General features: G+C 63.7%; 16 protein-coding genes and 1 pseudogene. 16 read left to right on the top strand and 1 reads right to left on the bottom strand.

Translation table 11 applies throughout. The features are described from left to right. The 15 genes and pseudogenes from dnaA to ACZK33_RS00075 all read left to right on the top strand — a co-directional run. Positions 1–1,332, top strand: a complete 1,332-nt coding sequence (gene dnaA, locus ACZK33_RS00005; RefSeq protein WP_005411730.1) for a chromosomal replication initiator protein DnaA — start codon at positions 1–3, stop codon at positions 1,330–1,332. Between the two features lie 275 nt (positions 1,333–1,607). After that, positions 1,608–2,708, top strand: a complete 1,101-nt coding sequence (gene dnaN, locus ACZK33_RS00010; RefSeq protein ID WP_423174613.1) for a DNA polymerase III subunit beta — start codon at positions 1,608–1,610, stop codon at positions 2,706–2,708. Between the two features lie 991 nt (positions 2,709–3,699). After that, positions 3,700–4,794 (top strand): DNA replication/repair protein RecF, encoded by a 1,095-nt coding sequence (recF, locus tag ACZK33_RS00015; protein WP_032128507.1) that lies wholly within the window; start codon positions 3,700–3,702, stop codon positions 4,792–4,794. Positions 4,795–4,906: 112 nt separating this feature from the next. Further along, complete coding sequence (gene gyrB / locus ACZK33_RS00020) at positions 4,907–7,366, top strand: DNA topoisomerase (ATP-hydrolyzing) subunit B (RefSeq protein ID WP_032128508.1); 2,460 nt, start codon at positions 4,907–4,909, stop codon at positions 7,364–7,366. Between the two features lie 67 nt (positions 7,367–7,433). Then, entirely contained in the window at positions 7,434–8,279 is an 846-nt protein-coding gene (locus tag ACZK33_RS00025) for a CPBP family intramembrane glutamic endopeptidase (RefSeq protein WP_049399023.1), read from the top strand. Between the two features lie 71 nt (positions 8,280–8,350). Then, entirely contained in the window at positions 8,351–9,157 is an 807-nt protein-coding gene (locus ACZK33_RS00030; protein ID WP_032128510.1) for a M48 family metallopeptidase, read from the top strand. 132 nt (positions 9,158–9,289) lie between these two features. After that, positions 9,290–10,477, top strand: coding sequence for a tetratricopeptide repeat protein (locus ACZK33_RS00035; RefSeq protein ID WP_032128511.1), 1,188 nt, complete (start codon positions 9,290–9,292; stop codon positions 10,475–10,477). Between the two features lie 143 nt (positions 10,478–10,620). After that, on the top strand, positions 10,621–11,289 hold the full coding sequence (locus ACZK33_RS00040; RefSeq protein ID WP_049399022.1) for an energy transducer TonB: 669 nt from the start codon (positions 10,621–10,623) through the stop codon (positions 11,287–11,289). A gap of 94 nt (positions 11,290–11,383) precedes the next feature. After that, positions 11,384–12,145, top strand: a complete 762-nt coding sequence (exbB, locus tag ACZK33_RS00045; RefSeq protein ID WP_004132614.1) for a TonB-system energizer ExbB — start codon at positions 11,384–11,386, stop codon at positions 12,143–12,145. Positions 12,146–12,202: 57 nt separating this feature from the next. Then, positions 12,203–12,628, top strand: a complete 426-nt coding sequence (locus ACZK33_RS00050; protein WP_012509603.1) for an ExbD/TolR family protein — start codon at positions 12,203–12,205, stop codon at positions 12,626–12,628. A 3-nt stretch (positions 12,629–12,631) separates the two neighbouring features. Next, positions 12,632–13,045 (top strand): ExbD/TolR family protein, encoded by a 414-nt coding sequence (locus ACZK33_RS00055; protein WP_032129281.1) that lies wholly within the window; start codon positions 12,632–12,634, stop codon positions 13,043–13,045. Positions 13,046–13,146: 101 nt separating this feature from the next. After that, positions 13,147–14,607: a cardiolipin synthase gene (gene cls, locus ACZK33_RS00060; RefSeq protein WP_032129285.1), complete on the top strand. Its 1,461-nt coding sequence runs from the start codon at positions 13,147–13,149 to the stop codon at positions 14,605–14,607. Positions 14,608–14,647: 40 nt separating this feature from the next. After that, entirely contained in the window at positions 14,648–14,917 is a 270-nt protein-coding gene (locus tag ACZK33_RS00065) for a hypothetical protein (RefSeq protein ID WP_032129280.1), read from the top strand. 9 nt (positions 14,918–14,926) lie between these two features. Then, the gene (locus tag ACZK33_RS00070; protein WP_423174612.1) at positions 14,927–15,670 is read left to right on the top strand and encodes a pyridoxine 5'-phosphate synthase; all 744 of its coding nucleotides are present in this window, start codon (positions 14,927–14,929) and stop codon (positions 15,668–15,670) included. Positions 15,671–15,793: 123 nt separating this feature from the next. Continuing rightward, a pseudogene (locus ACZK33_RS00075) lies at positions 15,794–16,030 on the top strand (radical SAM protein); the annotation flags it as partial. Between the two features lie 159 nt (positions 16,031–16,189). Here ACZK33_RS00075 and ACZK33_RS00080 read toward each other — a convergent pair. Continuing rightward, positions 16,190–16,414, bottom strand: coding sequence for a helix-turn-helix domain-containing protein (locus ACZK33_RS00080; RefSeq protein ID WP_012478633.1), 225 nt, complete (start codon positions 16,412–16,414; stop codon positions 16,190–16,192). Between the two features lie 80 nt (positions 16,415–16,494). On the opposite strand from ACZK33_RS00080, the gene ACZK33_RS00085 reads away from it, so the two are divergent. Further along, positions 16,495–16,830: a hypothetical protein gene (locus ACZK33_RS00085; RefSeq protein WP_012478634.1), complete on the top strand. Its 336-nt coding sequence runs from the start codon at positions 16,495–16,497 to the stop codon at positions 16,828–16,830. Positions 16,831–16,849: the final 19 nt, after the last annotated feature.

Raw genomic sequence — 16,849 nt, forward strand, 5'->3', positions numbered from 1 at the left:
ATGGATGCCTGGTCCCGTAGTCTCGAGCGCCTCGAAGCGGAGTTCCCGCCGGAAGACGTTCATACCTGGTTGAAGCCGCTGCAGGCCGATCTGCGCGTGGACAGCCTGGTGCTGTATGCACCGAATGCCTTCATCGTCGACCAGGTCCGCGAGCTGTACCTGGCCCGGATCCGCGAACTGCTGGCCCATTTCGCCGGTTTCAGCGACGTTTTTCTTGAAATCGGCTCGCGCCCGCGTCCCGTGGAGGCGCAGAACGCGCCGGTTTCCACGCCGTCGGCGCATGTGTCCAGCGAACCGCAGGTGCCGTTTGCCGGCAACCTGGACAATCACTACACGTTCGCCAACTTCGTCGAAGGCCGCAGCAACCAGCTGGGCCTGGCCGCCGCCTTCCAGGCAGCGCAGAAGCCGGGCGACCGCGCGCACAACCCGCTGCTGCTGTACGGAGGCACGGGCCTGGGCAAGACCCACCTGATGTTCGCCGCCGGCAATGCCATGCGCCAGGCCAATCCGGGTGCGAAGGTGCTGTACCTGCGTTCGGAACAGTTCTTCAGCGCGATGATCCGGGCTCTGCAGGAAAAGACCATGGATCAGTTCAAGCGCCAGTTCCAGCAGGTGGACGCGCTGCTGATCGATGACATCCAGTTCTTCGCCGGCAAGGACCGCACCCAGGAAGAGTTCTTCCACACCTTCAACGCGTTGTTCGATGGCAAGCAGCAGATCATCCTGACCTGCGACCGCTATCCGCGCGAGGTCGAAGGCCTGGAAGCACGCCTGAAGTCGCGGCTTGCCTGGGGCCTGTCGGTCGCGATCGAACCGCCGGACTTCGAGACCCGCGCCGCGATCGTGCTGGCCAAGGCACGCGAACGCGGTGCCGAGATTCCCGATGATGTTGCGTTCCTGATCGCCAAGAAGATGCGCTCCAACGTGCGCGACCTCGAAGGTGCGCTCAATACCCTGACCGCCCGCGCCAATTTCACCGGCCGCGCGATCACCACCGAATTCGCCCAGGAAACCCTGCGCGACCTGCTGCGCGCCCAGCAGCAGGCGATCAGCATTCCCAACATCCAGAAAACCGTTGCCGACTACTACGGCCTGCAGATCAAGGATCTGCTGTCGAAGCGTCGGACCCGCTCGCTGGCCCGGCCCCGCCAGGTCGCCATGGCCCTGACCAAGGAACTGACCGAGCACAGCCTGCCCGAGATCGGCGACGCCTTTGCCGGTCGCGACCACACCACGGTGCTGCATGCCTGCCGCCAGATCCGGACCCTGATGGAAACCGACGGCAAGCTCCGCGAGGACTGGGACAAGCTGATCCGGAAGCTGAGCGAATGATGCACGGATGCCGATGAGGCGTCATCGCACAAAACGGTGCAGAATCCGGTAGCAAGCGCGGGACACGTTGTGGATAAAAATGGCGTCTGAAATCGCGTCGAATTTATCCACAGCTTTCCCCACCCCCTGGGGGTCGGTAATACAGAGGGTTTCGAGGTCTGAAATTCTTTTATTTACAAAGACTTAGCGTTGTTTTCCAGCGATTCTGTCTCTACCAGCACCACCAAGCTTTTGATTTATTCCACATTTTTTAAAGCATAGGGGCACGGAACCACATGCGTTTCACACTGCAGCGCGAAGCCTTTCTCAAGCCGTTGGCACAGGTCGTCAACGTGGTCGAACGCCGCCAGACCCTTCCGGTTCTGGCCAATTTCCTGGTCCAGGTGCAGAACGGCCAGCTGTCGCTGACCGGTACCGACCTGGAAGTGGAGATGGTGTCGCGGATCGCGGTTGAAGATGCCCAGGACGGCGAAACCACCATCCCCGCCCGCAAGCTGTTCGAGATCATCCGCGCCCTGCCCGACGGCAGCCGGGTCACGGTCTCGCAGACCGGTGACAAGATCACCGTGCAGGCCGGCCGCAGCCGCTTCACCCTGGCCACCCTGCCCTCCAACGACTTCCCGTCGGTTGACGAAGTGGAAGCCACCGAGCGCGTGGCCATCGGCGAAGCGACCCTGAAGGAACTGATCGAACGCACCGCGTTCGCGATGGCCCAGCAGGACGTGCGCTACTACCTCAACGGTCTGCTGTTCGATCTGCGCGGCGATGCGCTGCGTACCGTCGCCACCGACGGCCACCGCCTGGCGCTGTGTGAAACCGATCTGGCCAAGCCCAGTGGTTCCAAGCGCCAGATCATTGTGCCGCGCAAGGGCGTGACCGAACTGCAGCGCCTGCTGGAGAGCGGCGATCGCGAGATCGAGCTGGAAGTCGGCCGCAGCCACGTCCGCGTCAAGCGCGACGATGTCACCTTCACCTCGAAGCTGATCGACGGCCGTTTCCCGGATTACGAAGCGGTGATTCCGATCGGTGCCGACCGCGAAGTGAAGGTTGATCGCGAAGCACTGCGTGCCTCGCTGCAGCGTGCCGCAATCCTGTCCAACGAGAAGTACCGCGGCATCCGCGTGGAAGTCTCGCCGGGCAACCTGAAGATCAGCGCGCACAACCCGGAACAGGAAGAAGCCCAGGAAGAGATCGAAGCCGACACCACGGTCAGCGATCTGGCCATCGGCTTCAATGTGAACTACCTGCTGGATGCCCTGTCTGCCCTGCGCGACGAGGAAGTCATCATCCAGCTGCGCGACTCCAACTCCTCGGCACTGGTGCGTGAGTCCAGCAGCGAGAAGTCGCGCCATGTGGTGATGCCGCTGCGTCTCTGACGGCAGCCTGTTCCACGTGGAACCGAACGACGCCCGGGACCTTCCCGGGCGTTTTTTTTTGCAGGTTCCACGTGGAGCATTGCGATGGCCGGATCTCCAGGTATGGGTGAATGCCTTCCTTGAGATTGCTGGTTGCCGATTGATCCTGGCTGCCCTTCCGATGCAATCGGTGCTGAGCGATTGGAATCCAGGTTGTGAGCGTGAGCGCTGTCCAGCCGCTTTCGATCGAGTATGTCGTTCTGGGTCTTCAGACTGATGCACGTTCCCCGAACTTGCCGGAGGGGTGAAGCAGATCGTGGGTCGCAACGCTGCGGTTGCTTCATCTGCAGACGCCACTGTCCACAGGTCTCGTTGGGGTCGGATCGGGGCCGGCCTAGCTTCTAAATCTGGGTATAAATCTAAAGCATGGTGGTGATGGTAGGCCCAGATTTCGTGGAGAAATGCATTATCTATTTGATTTTGAAGAGATTTATGCACCTGAAACCCCCTGTATAGAGGCCCCTCAGGCTGGGGGGGAACCTGTGGATAGTTTCGCAGGTCGGGCAAAAGGGCTTTTTTATCCACAGCTTGCCCATACATTGTGTATAAGTCATACAGACCTGCTGTGGACAGCGTGAAACGGCGGGCTCGAATTCCTTGAAATCTGTGGAACCCTACAGGGCATCGCATCCCAGATTTCAAGAAATCTGCGCGGTGTTCGCGCAAACCACCGTCGGGGCACCTGGCGATGCTCGCGGAATGAGGCTGAAATCGCTGAAATCTGAGGTCCGGTACCCTGCGCCGCCGCTCAGAATTCAAGGATTCCCGGCGTATCCAGACCCAGGCGAGCCCAGGTGAGGGAGCGCCACCACGTGGAACACGCGTAGGGTTGCCAGACAGAGGCTTCAGCACAGTGGCGATGTCTGGCGCGGCACGGCTGGCTTGACCGATGCAGTAAGCTGATGGATTCCCTGCCCCTCTACCGCCTTGTGCGGATGGTCTTTCGCGCCCCATGCAGATCCGCCGCCTCGCCTTGCATCAACTGCGTCGCTTCAGTGCGGTGGACCTGTCGCCCCAGCCGGGATTGAACCTGCTGACCGGCGACAACGGTGCCGGCAAGACCAGCGTGCTCGAAGCCCTGCACTTGATGGCCTATGGCCGCAGCTTCCGTGGCCGGGTGCGCGACGGTCTGGTACGCCAGGGCCAGGAAGCGCTGGAAATCTTCGTGGAATGGGACGAACAGCGTGCCCATCACCCGCCCCACCGCCGAAAAGCCGGCCTGCGCCACAGTGGTCAGGACTGGAAGGGGCGACTGGACGGCGAGGATGTCGCACAGCTGGGTAATCTCTGCGCAGCGCTGGCCGTGGTGACGTTCGAGCCCGGGAGCCATGCACTGGTCAGTGGTGGTGGTGAACCCCGCCGCCGCTTCCTCGATTGGGGCTTGTTCCACGTGGAACCGGATTTTCTGTCCCTGTGGCGTCGCTACTCCCGGGCGCTGAAGCAGCGCAATGCCCTGCTCAAGCAGGGCGGGCCGTCGCGGATGCTCGATACCTGGGATCACGAGCTGGCCGAGGCAGGAGAACCACTGACCAGCCGCCGCCAGCACTACCTGGAGCGTCTGCAGCAGCGCACGGTCGCCTTGGCCGCCAGCCTCGCTCCACAGCTCGGTATCCAGGGATTGGAGCTGAGCCCCGGTTGGCGGCGGCACGAGCTTCCCTTGGCCGATGCCCTGCTTCTGGCCCGGGAACGTGACCGGCAGGCCGGGTATACCTCGGTGGGCCCGCACCGCGCGGACTGGAGTGTGGATTTCCACAGCATTCCAGGTCGTGATGCGCTGTCCCGCGGCCAGGCCAAGCTGACGGCGTTGGCGTGCCTGTTGGCACAGGCGGAGGACTATGCGGAACAGCGAGGTGAATGGCCGGTGATCGCATTGGACGATCTGGCCTCGGAGCTGGATCGCACCCATCAGGCGCGGGTACTGGAGCGCCTGCTCAATGGGCCGGCACAGATCTTCATCACCGCCACCGAAACCCCGGCGGCGCTGCAGGAACTGACCCACATCGCCCGGTTCCACGTGGAACATGCACAGATCGTGGCTGTGCCATAGTGGGCACACCAGGTCCGCTCGACCCCGGCTGGTATAATTCGGGTTGGAATCCTTTCATTCTCGGCGCATCGCCCCAAGCGGTGCCCGACCTGCGGAGCCTACGGCAAGCGCAATGAGCGACGAACAGAACACCCCGGCAAACAACGGCAATTACGACGCCAACAGCATTACCGCCCTGGAAGGCCTGGAGGCTGTCCGCAAGCGTCCCGGCATGTACATCGGCGACGTGCATGACGGCACCGGTCTGCACCACATGGTGTTCGAGGTCGTCGACAACTCGATCGACGAAGCGTTGGCCGGCCACGCCGACCACGTTGCAGTGACGATCCACGCCGACGGCTCGGTCTCGGTGTCCGACAACGGCCGTGGTATTCCGACCGGCAAGCACGAGCAGATGAGCGCCAAGCTCGGTCGCGAAGTGTCTGCGGCCGAAGTGGTCATGACCGTCCTGCACGCAGGCGGCAAGTTCGACGACAACAGCTACAAGGTTTCGGGCGGCCTGCACGGCGTCGGCGTCAGCGTGGTCAACGCGCTGTCGCAGAAGCTGCTGGTGGACGTGTTCCAGAATGGCTCCCACTACCAGCAGGAATTCAGCAACGGCGCAGCCGTGACTGCGCTGGCCAAGCTGGAAGCCACCACCAAGCGCGGTACCACCGTGCGCTTCTGGCCGTCGACCGTCGCCTTCCACGACAACGTGGAATTCCACTACGACATCCTGGCACGCCGCCTGCGCGAGCTGTCGTTCCTGAACTCCGGCGTCAAGATCGTCCTTGCCGACGAGCGTGGCGACGGCCGTCGCGATGACTTCCACTACGAAGGCGGCATCCGCAGCTTCGTGGAGCATCTGGCCCAGCTGAAGACCCCGCTGCACCCGAACGTCATTTCAGTCACCGGCGAGCACAACGGCATCGTCGTGGACGTGGCGCTGCAGTGGACCGACTCCTACCAGGAGACGATGTACTGCTTCACCAACAACATTCCGCAGAAGGACGGCGGTACCCACCTGGCCGGTTTCCGCGGTGCGCTGACCCGTGTGCTCAACAACTACATCGAGCAGAACGGCATCGCCAAGCAGGCCAAGATCAACCTGACCGGCGATGACATGCGCGAAGGCATGATCGCAGTGCTGTCGGTGAAGGTGCCGGACCCGAGCTTCTCCAGCCAGACCAAGGAAAAGCTGGTCAGCTCCGACGTGCGCCCGGCGGTGGAAAACGCCTTCGGTGCGCGCCTGGAAGAGTTCCTGCAGGAAAACCCGAACGAAGCCAAGGCGATCGCCGGCAAGATCGTCGATGCCGCACGTGCACGTGAAGCCGCGCGCAAGGCCCGCGACCTGACCCGCCGCAAGGGCGCGCTGGACATCGCGGGCCTGCCAGGCAAGCTGGCCGACTGCCAGGAAAAGGATCCGGCGCTGTCCGAACTGTTCATCGTCGAGGGTGACTCGGCAGGTGGTTCGGCCAAGCAGGGCCGCAACCGCAAGAACCAGGCGGTGCTGCCGCTGCGCGGCAAGATCCTCAACGTGGAACGCGCGCGTTTCGACCGCATGCTGTCCTCCGACCAGGTGGGTACGCTGATCACCGCGCTGGGCACCGGCATCGGCCGTGACGAGTACAACCCGGACAAGCTGCGTTACCACAAGATCATCATCATGACCGACGCCGACGTCGACGGCGCCCACATCCGCACCCTGCTGCTGACGTTCTTCTACCGTCAGATGCCGGAGCTGATCGAGCGCGGTTACGTCTACATCGGCCTGCCGCCGCTGTACAAGATCAAGCAGGGCAAGCAGGAGCTGTACCTGAAGGACGACCCGGCGCTGGACAGCTACCTGGCCAGCAGCGCAGTGGAAAACGCTGCACTGGTGCCGGCCACCGGCGAGCCCGGCATCGAAGGCCTGGCGCTGGAGAAGCTGCTGCTGGCCTACGCGGCGGCGCTGGATTCGATCGAGCGCAACGCACACCGCTACGACCGCAACCTGCTTGAAGCGCTGGTCGACTTCGTCCCGATGGACCTGGAAAGCCTGCGCGCTGCCGGCGAAGGCGAGGGCCTGGATGCACTGGCCAAGCGTCTCAACCAGGGCAGCCTGGGCAGCCCGCGTTTCACGCTGGAACTGCAGGACGCCAACGATGAGCGCCCGGCCGCTGTGCTGGTGACCCGTCGCCACATGGGCGAACAGCACATCCAGGTGCTGCCGATGTCGGCCTTCGAAAGCGGCGAACTGCGCGCGATCCACCAGGCATCGAAGCTGCTGCACGGTCTGGTCCGCGAAGGCGCGACCATTTCCCGCGGTGCCAAGTCGATCGAAGTCGACAGCTTTGCCAAGGCACAGAACTGGCTGCTCGAGGAGGCCAAGCGCGGCCGCCAGATCCAGCGATTCAAGGGTCTGGGTGAAATGAATCCGGAGCAGTTGTGGGACACCACGGTGAATCCGGAAACCCGTCGACTGCTGCAGGTGCGCATCGAAGATGCTGTCGCTGCCGACCAGATTTTCAGCACGCTGATGGGCGATGTCGTCGAACCGCGTCGCGACTTCATCGAAGACAACGCGCTGAAGGTCGCAAACCTGGATATCTGACACAATCGGGACACGGCCGGTGCGCGGGGAGGCGCGCCGGCCTTCGACTCTTGAACGCAGGTACCTGATGTCCGCATCCGCCCCGGTTTCCGCTCCGCCCCCGGTTCCGCCGGCTTCTGCCGCGCCGCGTGCCGTTTCGCCGTTGGCGGGGTTTTTCATCGACCTGGGTATCGCCGCTGTCACCCTGTTCGGCCTGAGCCTGATCAGCGGCCTGCTATGGGGCCTGTACCGTGGCGTGGTGGTCGGTTACGCGAACGCGCAGGCCGGCGCTGGTGCCCCCGACGCCAGTTCGGTAGCGGCGTCACTGGGCCAGCCGGGCGCGCTTGCGCAGATTCTCATGGCGCTGTTTGCCACCGGCGGCGCCGCGCTGCTGCTGTACTTCTGGCGACGGCCGGCCAATGCCGCCGAGCGCCACGCGTCGCGCCAGGCGCTGCGCCGTCCCTCCACCTGGGGTTGGACCCTGCTGGTGGCGACCCTGATCGTGCTCGGCAGCAATGGCATCGCCTTCCTGGCCAAGCAGTTCGGCATCGAGCCGGTTCCCACCAATCTGGCGCTGATGCAGAGTGCGATCGCGCGCTTCCCGTTGTTCCTGGTGCTGTTCGCGGTGGTACTGGCACCGGCCTACGAGGAGCTGCTGTTCCGCCGCGTGCTGTTTGGCCGCCTGTGGAAGGCCGGACGCCCGTGGCTGGGCGTGGTACTGAGCAGCCTTGCTTTCGCCCTGATCCATGAAATCCCTGGCACCAGTGCCAACGGCCCGGCCGAGATCGCGCAGCTGTGGCTGGTCTATGGCGGCATGGGTGCCGCGTTCTGCTGGCTGTACCAGCGCACCGGAACGCTCTGGGCCGCGATCACCGCGCACGCGCTGAACAACGGCGTGGCGCTTGCCGCGCTTGTGTTCTTCGGGGCAACGTAACGCCGTGTCCGCTTGACGAAAGATTAAGCCGCTACGCTACACACTGCGCATATGAACACGGGGGTGGATCCATGAAACAACTGCTGCTGGCCCTTGTCATCACCACCCTGGTCAGCGCCTGCGCGACCACGACCTCTCCTACCGGCCGTCGGCAGATGGTGGGCGGGGTGTCGCAGGCGCAGCTGGACCAGCTCGGCGCACAGGCGTTTGCCGAAACCAAGCAGAAGGAAAAGATCAGCACCGACGGCCGCCAGAACGGTTACGTGCAGTGCGTGGTCAACGCCCTGGTCGCGCAGCTGCCGCCTCAATACCGTGGCGTACGGTGGGAGACGGCCGTGTTCGTCGACAAGGAGCCCAACGCCTTCGCCCTGCCCGGCGGCAAGGTCGGCGTGAACACCGGCATCTTCACCGTCGCCAAGAACCAGGATCAGCTGGCTGCCGTAATCGGCCATGAAATCGGCCACGTCATCGCCCGCCACCACGAAGAGCGCATCACCCGGCAGATGGGTGCGCAGACCGGGCTGGCCGTGCTCGGTGCGCTGGCCGGCGCGGCCTACGGAGAAGGCGCTGCCAGCACCGTCAACCAGCTCGGGGGCATGGGCGCGCAGACCGCCTTCCTGCTGCCCGGTTCACGCACCCAGGAAAGCGAGGCCGACGTGATCGGCCAGCGACTGATGGCCCAGGCCGGTTTCAACCCGGCGCAGGCGGTCGACCTGTGGCAGAACATGATGGCCGCCAGTGGCGGCCGCAGCCCGCAATGGCTGTCCACCCACCCCGATCCAGCCAACCGTATCCAGGAACTGCGACGCGATGCACCGGGACTGACGCCGGTCTATCAGCAGGCGCAGGCGGCCGGGCTGCGGCCAAAGTGCGGATGAGTGCGCAGTTCTATGCTGTATTGCAGCACATAAAACGATTTCTCACGCCATCTGTTTCTGATACGTTTGGCGGCTCAGATTTTTCTGACAGTCCGACTTTGCCGCTATCCGGCGGTTCGATCGAGGTGAACGATGATTTTCCGTAACCACAAAGCTGTGCTTTCCGTCCTCGTCGCGACCGCCCTGACCGGCGCCGTGGTCACCGATGCCTTCGCGCAGTCCTCGCGTTCCTCCGAGCGTGGCAACCGCGGCGGCAAGCAGGCCAAGGCCGAAGCGCTGTACCCGAACGCGACCCGCGAGGAGCCGACCGTCAAGGCATCGGCCAAGCTGGGCAGCAAGCTGCAGAAGATGATCGACAGCTACAACAAGGAAAAGTTCCCGGAGACGCGCACGCAGGCCGACGCGATCCTGGCTGACAGCGCCGCGAACGAGTACGACAAGTCGCTGGCCGCGCAGCTGGCCTCGCAGGCCGCCTACCAGACCGACGACACCCCGGCTGCCGTGGCCTACCTGAAGCAGGTCCTGCAGTTCAACGGCCTGGACAACAACGGCCACTTCCAGTCGATGCTGATGCTGGGCCAGCTGCAGCTGCAGGAAGACCAGACCGCCGAAGGCCTGGCGACCCTGGACAAGTACTTCGCCGAGAGCAAGTCGACCAAGCCGGAAGAGTTGATCGCCAAGGGCCAGGCGCTGTACCAGCTGGAGCGCTACCAGGAAGCGATCCCGGTGCTGAAGCAGGCCATCGCCGGCGCCACCGAACCGAAGGACAACTGGAACCAGCTGCTGATGGCGGCCCTCTCCGAAGCCGGCCAGTCCGGTGAAGCGGTGAAGGAAGCCGAGGCACTGGCCGCCAAGAACCCGAACGACAAGAAGGCCCAGCTGAACCTGGCCAGCATGTACATGCAGGCCGATCAGATGGAGAAGGCTGCCGCGGTGATGGACAAGCTGCGCAGCAGCGGCCAGCTCACCGAAGAGCGCGAGTACAAGCAGCTGTACTCGATCTATGCCAACACCGAACACAAGGAAAAGGACGTCATCGCGGTCATCAACGAAGGGTTGCAGAAGGGCATCCTGAAGCCGGATTACCAGGTCTACCTGGCGCTGGCCCAGTCCTACTACTACTCCGACCAGGTGCCGCAGGCGATCGATGCGTGGCAGAAGGCTGCCCCGCTGTCCAAGGACGGTGAGACCTACCTGAACCTGGCACGCGTCCTGCATGCCGAAGGTCGCATCCCGGAGGCCAAGCAGGCCGCCCAGCAGGCGCTGGCGAAGGGTGTGAAGAACCAGGCTGATGCCAAAAAAATCATCAACCTGAAGTAAGTAGGAATAACGCCTGAATGCCTGCACAGTTGATGCGCAGGCGCTCAGGATTGGTATAAGCTTGGAGGTTCCTGCGGTGTCATGCACCGCTGATCAGGGATTCCGCCCCCGGCATCCCGGCCCCACTATTGAGCTCTTGGCGCATGACGGAACAACTAGTCGTTCACCGGTACGAACAACCCGATGACAAGGGGCTGAGCTGGCCTCGCATCGTCGGCATCGCGTTTGTAATTGCCCTGCATCTGGCCGCGTTCATGATGCTCCTGATCCCCGCCGTGGCTCCCAAGGCCGTGGCTGAGAAGGAGCGCAACGTCATGGTGACGATCGTCGACGCCCCGCCGCCGCCGCCACCGCCGCCGCCGCCGCCGCCGCCGACGGATACTCCGCCGCCGCCGGTGAAGAACCTGTCGCCGCCGAAGCCGTCGCCGGTCCCGCCGCCGCCGCAGGCGCCGGTCGTGGACGTGCCGGAACCGCGCCCGAGCGATATCGTCACCCCGCCGTCGCCTCCGTCGCCGCCGGCTCCGCCGACCTCGATCGAGGCCAGCGTGGACATCTCGTCGAAGGCCATGAACCCGCCGCGCTACCCGCCGGCAGCCTTCCGCGCGGGTATCCAGGGCGAAGTGATCCTGATCATTGATGTCGATGCCAGCGGCAACGTCACCAATGTCACGGTGGAAAAGTCCAGCCGTAACCGCGACCTGGACCGTGCTGCGATGGAAGCAGCTCGCAAGTGGCGCTTCAACGCCGCTGAATCTGGCGGTAAGAAGGCGGCAGGTCGCGTTCGCGTCCCGGTCAACTTTGCGCTGAACTGATGCGTCCGGGTGGCCGCCTGGCCACCCCCGCTCCCAGTTCGATTGTTTAGCTTAGCTACACCCTTTATCACCACACACAACAAAGGTAAGCGTCATGCTGCAGGAAATTTTCATCGCCGCTGCTGCCGGGGGCAATCCGTCCAACGCCCTGTCGCAGATGGGCTTCGAGCACCTGATCCACGAAATGACCACCAAGCCGGGTGATTTCGCGGTTTCCTGGGTCGTGCTGCTGACCCTGGTCGTCATGTCGGCCATGTCCTGGTACTGGACCGTCATCAACATCTTCCGCGCCACCCGCCTGAAGAGCGCCGCTGATCGCGTCGTCAGCCTGTTCTGGGATACCCCGAACGCGCAGGACGCCATCCGTGCGATGGAAGAACAGCCGGCTTCCGAGCCGTTCTCCAAGATCGCCCTGGACGCTGCCCAGGCGGCTGCCCACCACCAGCGCGCTGAAGGCGGCGCCACCGGCGGCGTGGGTGAGAACCTGAGCCGTTCGGAGTTCGTCGACCGCGCTCTGCGTCAGGCCGTGACCCGCGAAAGCAACAAGCTGCAGTCGGGCATGACCCTGCTGGCCACCGTCGGCGCGACCGCTCCGTTCGTCGGTCTGCTGGGTACCGTGTGGGGCATCTACGGCGCGCTGATCAAGATCGGTGCCACCGGCTCCGCTTCGATCGACGCCGTTGCCGGCCCGGTGGGTGAAGCGCTGATCATGACCGCGATCGGTCTGTTCGTCGCGATCCCGGCCGTGTTCGCCTTCAACTTCTTCAGCAAGATCAACAGCGCGACCATCAGCAAGTTCGATACCTTCGCGCACGACCTGCACGACTTCTTCGCCACCGGTTCGCGCGTCCGCTAATTGCGACGCGCTGTACCCAGCGAGAACGTAGTCAACACGATCTAGACGGAGCCCGTTATGGCTTTCAGTAGTGGTAACAGCGGCGGCCCCATGGCCGACATCAACGTTACGCCCCTCGTGGACGTGATGCTGGTGCTGCTGATCATCTTCATCATCACGGCGCCCCTGATGTCCCACAAGGTCAAGGTGGATCTGCCGGAGGCCAACCTGGTCCAGAAGCCGGACGACACCAACGACCGCAAGGGCCCCATCACCCTGGCAGTCAAGGAAGATGGCTCGATCTACTGGAACGACGAAGAAATCAACAAGCAGACTCTCGAGTCGCGCTTGGCGACCGCCGCCCAGCAGACCCCGCAGCCGCCGTTGAACCTGCGTGGTGACCGCACCACCAAGATGCGTGTCATCAACGAGATGACCAAGATCGCGCAGGAACAGGGCATGCTGGACGTCGGCTTCGTCGCGACCAAAGAGAAGGGGCAGTAAGCCATGGCATTCAGTAGTGGTGGTGGCAAAGGCCCCATGGCAGACATCAACGTCACGCCCCTCGTGGACGTGATGCTGGTTCTGCTGATCATCTTCATCGTGACCGCGCCGATCATGACGTACCCGATCGCCGTGGACCTGCCGCAGCGCGTGCTCAACCCACCGCCGCAGCTGGTCGAACCGCCGCCGCCGATCGAACTCAAGATCGACGCCAGCAACCAGGTCTCGTGGAACAACAGCCCGATCAATGCGAGCGAGCTGCAGCAGCGGATGGAGAACGAGGTCCAGAAGGACCCGACCAACCAGCCGGAACTGCGCATCGACGCGAGCCCGGATTCCGAGTACGACGTGATGGCCAAGGTTCTGGCTGCCGCGAAGAACGCTCAGATGAAGAAGATCGGTTTTGTGCAGCAGTAACTGCTACACCGCAATACAACAGTCATGACGCGACTGCAGACGCCCCTGGAAACAGGGGCGTCTTTTTTATGCCTGACGGTCTGGACCGTTATGATCGGCGGATGCTCGCCCTCTTCGACTCCCTGCGCCACTGGCTCGACGGCATCGCCCACCTTGGCACGATCCTGGCGGTCGCCTATCTGCTGTACCTGTTCGCGCTGGCGGGCTGGATCATGCTGCAGAAGCGCGAGCCGGTGGCCACGCTGAGCTGGATCCTGTCGCTGGCGCTGCTGCCCTACCTGGGTCTCTTCATCTACTACCTGCTGGGCCCGCAGAAGGTGAAGCGGCAGCGCCTGCGCCGTGGCCGTGCCCGCTCGGGGATGGAGCACTACAGCGATGTCTGCCCACCCGACGCCGACTGCACCGAGCTGGCCAAGGTCGCACAGGCCACGACCGGGCTCGCGCCGAGCAGCGCCACCGAAGTCACCTGGCTGGTGGATGGCGCGGCAACCTACGCGGCCCTGCTGGACGCCATCGCGCAGGCCCGCGATCACGTGCACCTGGAGTACTACATCTTCAACCCGGACCATGCCGGCACCGCGCTGCGCGACGCCTTGGTCGAGCGCGCCCGCGCGGGTGTGCAGGTGCGCCTGCTGCTCGACGCGGTGGGTTCGTCGGCCCTGCCCCGCCGCTTCCTGCAGCCGCTGCTCGACGCCGGTGGCGAAGCGATCTGGTTCCACCCACGGCAGCTGCTGAAGCCATTCAAGCGCCCGTGGTTGAACCTGCGTACCCACCGCAAGCTGGTGATCGTCGACGGCCGCCTCGCCTTCACCGGCGGCATCAACATCACCGACGACGAGGATGAAAGCCGCAGGGCGGATGCCTACCGCGACCTGCACATGCGCATCCGCGGCCACGTGGTGCGCAGCCTGCAGCTGGTGTTCGCCGAGGACTGGCTCTACGCCAGTGGACAGGATCCCTCGCGCATGGACATCGCGCGTCTGTGGCCAGCTGACATGCCGCTGCGCGGCGATGGTGCGATCAACGCCCAGGTGCTGGTCTCCGGCCCGGACTCGGGCTGGGAAACGATCCATCGCCTGCATGTGGCGGCGATCCAGGAAGCGCACGAGCGCGTCTGGCTGGTCACGCCCTACTTCGTGCCGGGCGAAGCGGCGCGGATGGCACTGACCTCGGCCGCGCTGGGCGGGCTGGACGTGCGCCTGCTGGTGCCGAAGATGAGCGATTCCTGGTTCGTCACCCAGGCCGCCCGCTCCTACTTCGACGAGCTGCTGCATGCCGGGGTGAAGATCTACGAGTACGGCCCACGCATGCTGCATACCAAGGCCTTCATCGCCGATGACGACGTCTGCATCGTCGGCAGTGCCAACTTCGATCACCGCAGCTTCCGGCTGAACTTCGAGCTGTCGATGATGATCAGCGACCGTGACCGGGTGGCTGCGCTGGCCGAACTGCTGCAGGGCGAATTCGACCGTTCCACGCGGGTGCACGACCAGGCCGGTCGTTCGCTGTGGCTGCACCGCCTGCCCGAGGCCTTCGCCCGGCTGGCCTCGCCGCTGCTCTGACGCAGCGCTACACTGCGCCGATCATCCGGGGAGCCCGACTATGTACTGGTTGTACCTGCTGCTGGCGCTGGGCTGTTTCGCCTTCGCGCTGAAGACCCCCAGCCCCGGGCTGATGACCCTGTGCCTGCTGGCCGCCCTCGCCTTCCTGTTGGCCTGGGTGCGTGGCCGCTACGTGGCCCGTTTCGGTGATCCGCAGCGCGATCCATCCACACTGGTCGATGCCGAAGAACTGCGCCGCCTGCGTGAACAGGCCCAGGCCCGCCGGGGTGACGACCCCAACGATCACGATCCATCCCCTCTTTCCAAGTAGTTTCGTTCCATGACCCAGCTCAGCGTCAACGTCAACAAGATCGCCGTCCTGCGCAATTCGCGCGGCGGTGCCGAACCGGACGTGGTACGCGCCGCCCAGGCCTGCCTGGATGCAGGCGCGCACGGCATCACCGTGCATCCGCGACCGGACCGCCGTCATATCACCGCCGAGGATGTGCTGGCCCTGTCCACGCTGACCCGTGCCCGTGGCGTCGAATTCAACATCGAAGGCAATCCGTTCGCGCCGCCGCGCGAGGGTTATCCGGGGCTGCTGCCGCTGTGTGCACAGACCCGTCCGGCGCAGGCTACCCTGGTGCCTGACAGCGACGGCCAGATCACCTCCGATCATGGTTTCGACTTCGAGCGGGATGCCGAACGACTGCGCCCGCTGGTGGCCGAGCTGAAGGCGATGGGTTGCCGGGTCAGCCTGTTCGTCGACGCGGGCAACCCGCTGCTGGAGCAGGCGGCCGAAGTCGGTGCAGATCGTGTCGAGCTGTATACCGGCCCCTACGCCGAAGCACACGCGGCCGGAGACGCTGCGGCGATGCTGGAACTGTTCGCCACTGCGGCGCGGCGGGCGCAGGCGGTGGGCCTGGGCGTCAACGCCGGGCACGACCTGTCGCAGGACAACCTGCGCGATTTCCTGGCTCACGTGCCAGACGTGCTGGAGGTGTCGATCGGCCACGCGCTGATCGGCGAGGCACTGTATGACGGGCTGGATGCCACCGTGCGCGGGTACCTGGCCCTGCTGTGACCGATGGATGCAGCCGAGCATGGGCTCGGCGCTACAGTGATACGGTTGCCTTGCAGAGCTTCGCCCTGAACCCTTCAGGCGGCCGTCGCAGCCATTGAGACGGCTGCGGCGTAACCTGCCGCAATGGGTATCGCGATCAAGGGCCGAGGTTCCACGTCCCACCTTGCCGGGCGCTTTGAAAGCACCGTCAGCGAGGCGGTGGACGACGGCTGGGCAGTCGATGAGAGCGAGGAATTCCTCGCCCCACGTCTGCGCACTGAAGTACGTGCCGAGACCGCACGCAGCATCATCAGCCGCAACACCTCACCGGACGTCGGCTTCAGTCAATCCGTGAATCCCTATCGCGGTTGCGAGCACGGTATCAATACCCCCTGATTGTTCACTAGATAAATCCATATAGATCAACAGGTTAGAGAATAATCAGTAAACACATTGCTATCGGCACAATCCCCCGCGCAGTGCCGGCCAAACACGCCCATCCTGGAGAGGTTGGCCAACCTTCGTGGTCTGCAAAGAGTGTTAGAGCCCTGCGGCGCGCAGCAGGGCCGACATCGAGGTACCCATGCCTTTAGCAACTCGCTCCAAGGTAGCGAGAGTGAGGTTCTTTTCGCCACGCTCGATCTTGCTGTAGTAGGCGCGGTGCATCTGGATGTGGTCAGCAAAGGCTTCTTGGCTGACACCCAGATCAATGCGATGCGCGCGGATCACATCTGCAAGTTTCGCTTGGTTCGTATGCTCGACCATACGAAGCAGCTTGTGGTTCCAGTACTTTAAAGACTACGCCTCTAAAGGTAGTCTACTTATAAGTACTAATTGCATCTCCCATGAACTTTTACCTCGTATGTCCGGAACTGGAGTTCACTCTTGAGCTTCCCTTTTCTCCCATGGGCAGGGAGCAGGTCGCTATGCAGATGCGTCGAATGCAAGAAGAGGAAGGGCAAGCAAGAGGCTTTGAGTACCGCCTGGCAGAAGAGCTCTCAAAGCTCATCCCCCAGCTAACGGATTGGGACATCAAGCCGCCCACGGGTGCACAGATGGCATATGCGACTTCGCTCTGCGCACAGTTGGGCATTCCACTGCCTGCAGCAACACGTCGATCGCGGGCATTGATGCAGATCTTCTTGGCGGAAGCCAAAGCGCTCCATGGCCAACGCAGCTGATAAAGGCCTTGCCAGCCGA

This window comes from Stenotrophomonas sp. 86156_Sma (genome assembly GCF_056481625.1).